The organism is Saccharopolyspora sp., assembly GCF_017434145.1.
Classification (GTDB): Bacteria; Actinomycetota; Actinomycetes; order Mycobacteriales; family Pseudonocardiaceae; genus Saccharopolyspora_C; species Saccharopolyspora_C galaxeae.
On record NZ_JAFRFW010000256.1, the window covers coordinates 1 to 2,782 of the forward strand.

4 protein-coding genes are annotated in these 2,782 nt (G+C 70.7%); all 4 read right to left on the reverse strand.

Features of this window, described 5'->3' with window-relative positions; genetic code table 11:
• Positions 1-395 (reverse strand): Clp protease N-terminal domain-containing protein (locus IJH84_RS07175; RefSeq protein WP_295141787.1); only part of this gene is annotated, 395 nt, incomplete at its 3' end.
• Positions 396-511: 116 nt separating this feature from the next.
• Positions 512-1,420 (reverse strand): non-homologous end-joining DNA ligase, encoded by a 909-nt coding sequence (gene ligD / locus IJH84_RS07180; RefSeq protein WP_295141790.1) that lies wholly within the window; start codon positions 1,418-1,420, stop codon positions 512-514.
• A 16-nt stretch (positions 1,421-1,436) separates the two neighbouring features.
• Positions 1,437-2,411, reverse strand: coding sequence for a Ku protein (locus IJH84_RS07185; protein WP_295141791.1), 975 nt, complete (start codon positions 2,409-2,411; stop codon positions 1,437-1,439).
• Between the two features lie 184 nt (positions 2,412-2,595).
• Positions 2,596-2,782 (reverse strand): SelB C-terminal domain-containing protein (locus IJH84_RS07190; RefSeq protein ID WP_295141794.1); only part of this gene is annotated, 187 nt, incomplete at its 5' end.

Sequence of the window (2,782 nt, forward strand, 5' to 3'; positions counted from 1 at the left end):
ATCTGGTGCGAATCCAGCAGTGCCCGCTTCGCCGCGGGGGTCAGCGCGGGCGGCTGCTCGGTGGCGGTGCCCTCCGGCAGCTCCTGCTCGATGCGCTGGGCCAGCGTGGACGGGTCCGTCCCGGCGCGCGCGAGCATGCCGCGCGCGGTCTCGGAGCGGGTCGCCGCCCACAGCAGGTGGTGCGAGTCCAGATCGCGCCCGCCGTGCTCGGCGGTCAGCCGGGCCGCATCGGCGACCATCTCCTGCGCGTGCCTGCTCATCAGGCGCGTGATGTCGACCCGCTGCGGCTGCTGCGGCTGCTGTGGACCTTCCCCGCCCCCGCCCATGAAGCGGGCCAGGAAATCGTCGAACGGGCTGGAACCGAAACCGCCACCGGGTCCGAAGAAGCCGGTCATGTCCACCTCTCTCGTTCGCGCACTCCTCGTAGTCCGTGTTTCCCGCGGGTGTCATCCGTCCAAACACGTCCTCCGCGGCCGGAAATTCCTGATCGCTGTGGTCGTGCGCACACCGCTCACAACGGGTGCGGGTTCTCGTGCAGGTCGGCCAGCAGGTCGCCGTCGCGGTCCAGGCGGTGCAGCACCTGATCGCTGGTGAACCTCAGATCCTCCGGTTCGCGGCACGCCCGCACCTCGTCCCAGGTGACCGGAGTGGACACCGTCGGCTGCGAACGGGCGCGCAGCGAGTAGGGCGCCACCGTGGTCTTGGCCGGGTTGTTCTGGCTCCAGTCCAGGAAAACCTTGCCTGCGCGCGCCGAGCGATTCATCTTCGCGAGCAGCTCGCCCGGGTGCTCGGCCTCCAGTCGCAAGGCGATTTCCTTGGCGTAGGCCGAAGTCCGCTCCGCGCGGGTGGTGCGCACCGGGCAGTACAGCTGCAATCCCTTGGAGCCGCTGGTCTTCGGATAGGCGCGCAGGCCCTCGGCGGTCAGGATCTCCCGCAGGAGCTCCGCCGCCCGGCAGCATTCGACGATCGTGGCGGGATCGCCCGGATCGAGGTCGAACACCAGCAGATCCGGGCAGTTCCGCGAATCCTCCGGCCCGACCGTCCACTGTGGTACGTGGAGTTCGAGCGCCGCCAGGTTCGCCGTCCACACCAGCGTGGGCAGCTCGCCGATCAGCACGTGGTGGTTCACCGCGCGGCCGCGGCCTTGCGCGCCGCTGACCAGCCGGGCGGTCGGCACCCAGTCCGGGGCGTGCCGGGAGACGTCCTTCTCGTAGAAGGAGCCGCCGTCCACCCCGTTCGGGAACCGGATCAGCGTGGCGGCCCGGTCCCGCAGGTGCGGAAGCATCACCGGGCCCGCCCGCCGGTAGTAGTCGATCACGTCGCGCTTGCGGAAATCCGCGGCCGGGTACAGCACTTTGTCCAGGTTGGACAGTTCCAGCCGCTGGTCCTGCACCTGCTCGGTCACCCGCTGCGCGGTCATGGCGTCCGCCCGGGCATCAGGAGGCGCGGCGTGGCGCGTTCTGCGCGTCGCGCACCGCGGCCTCCAGGTCGGCGCGGTTCATCTTCGACCGCCCGCGCACGCCGAGTTCCTTCGCACGGCTGTCCAGTTCGCCCTTGCTGAGCTCGCCGAGCTCGTCGCGCTCCGCCCGCTTGCCGCGCCCCCGGCTGCGCTTTTTGTGCGCCTGATCGACGCTGCGCCCTTGGCGCGCCTCATCGACGCTGCGCCGCAGCGCCTCGGTGAGGTCGGTGACGTTGGTCGCCTGCGGCGGCGCCTCGCCTGGCTCGGGTTCGATGCCGCGGGCCTTCTCCTCGACCAGCTCCTCCACCCGGGCGGTGTAGGTGTCCGCGTAGTCCTCCGGCTGCCAGTCGCCGGTCATCGACTCGATCACCGACTCGGCCATCTGCAGTTCCTTGTCCGAAGGCGCGGACTCGATCTCGCCGACGATGTCGCCGGGATCGCGGATCTCGTCGGCGAAGAACAGCGTGTTCAACGCCAGCGCGGTCTCGTCGGCGCGGACCGCGCTGAGGTATTCCTTGCCGCGCAGCACGAACGTGGCGATCCCGACCTGGTTGGTCTGCTCCATCGCGCGGCGCAGCAGGTCGTAGGGCCGCTGGTTCTCCTTGGCGTTCGGCGCGAGCCAATAGGTCCGCTGGAAGTACACCGGGTCGATCTCGTCGAGGTCGACGAACGAGGTGATGTCGATCGTGCGGGAGCGGCCGGGGGCGATCTCGTCGAGCTCCTTCGGCTCCACCGTCACCAGCTTCCCGTCCACCTCGCGGCCCTTGACGATGTCGCCGTAGTCGACCTCCTCGCCGGTGCGCTCGTTGACACGCTTGTAGCGCACCCGGTCCGAGGTGCCGCGTTCGTACTGGTGGAACGAGATGCCGTGGTCCTCGGTGGCGGCGTAGAGGCCGACCGGGATGGTCACCAGCCCGAAGTTGATCGAGCCGGTCCAGATCTTGCGCGCCATGACCTGCCTCCTTCACCGCCGGCCCAGCACGACCAGGCGCCGCCGCCCCGCAGATCGCACGACACCGGGGCGGGACGACGGCAGCCCCAGGTTTCCCCGGCGGGCGTGCCACCACACACCGCGAGCCGGGAGCGTTCACGAGTGACCGGTCCGTTCGGCCGATCCACTGGGACGAGCGGTCCGCTCACCGGGAGGTGCGGAGCCGGTGGGTGCCGTCGGGCAGGAGTTCGGTGTGGCCCCGGGCGGCGAGGTGTTCCAGCAGGGGCACGGCGACCCGCCGGGACGTGCCCAGCGCTCGGCGGGCCTGGCTGAGGGTGAACGGGGCCGGCAGCTCGGCGAGCAGGTCCAAGGCTCGGCGGTCGGCGCCGGGC

What these genes read in the sequence shown, in the direction of transcription:
- ligD (WP_295141790.1), bottom strand. Translation starts at nt 1,420, where the DNA reads ATGACCGCGCAGCGGGTGACCGAGCAGGTGCAGGACCAGCGGCTGGAA.
- IJH84_RS07185 (WP_295141791.1), bottom strand. Translation starts at nt 2,411, where the DNA reads ATGGCGCGCAAGATCTGGACCGGCTCGATCAACTTCGGGCTGGTGACC.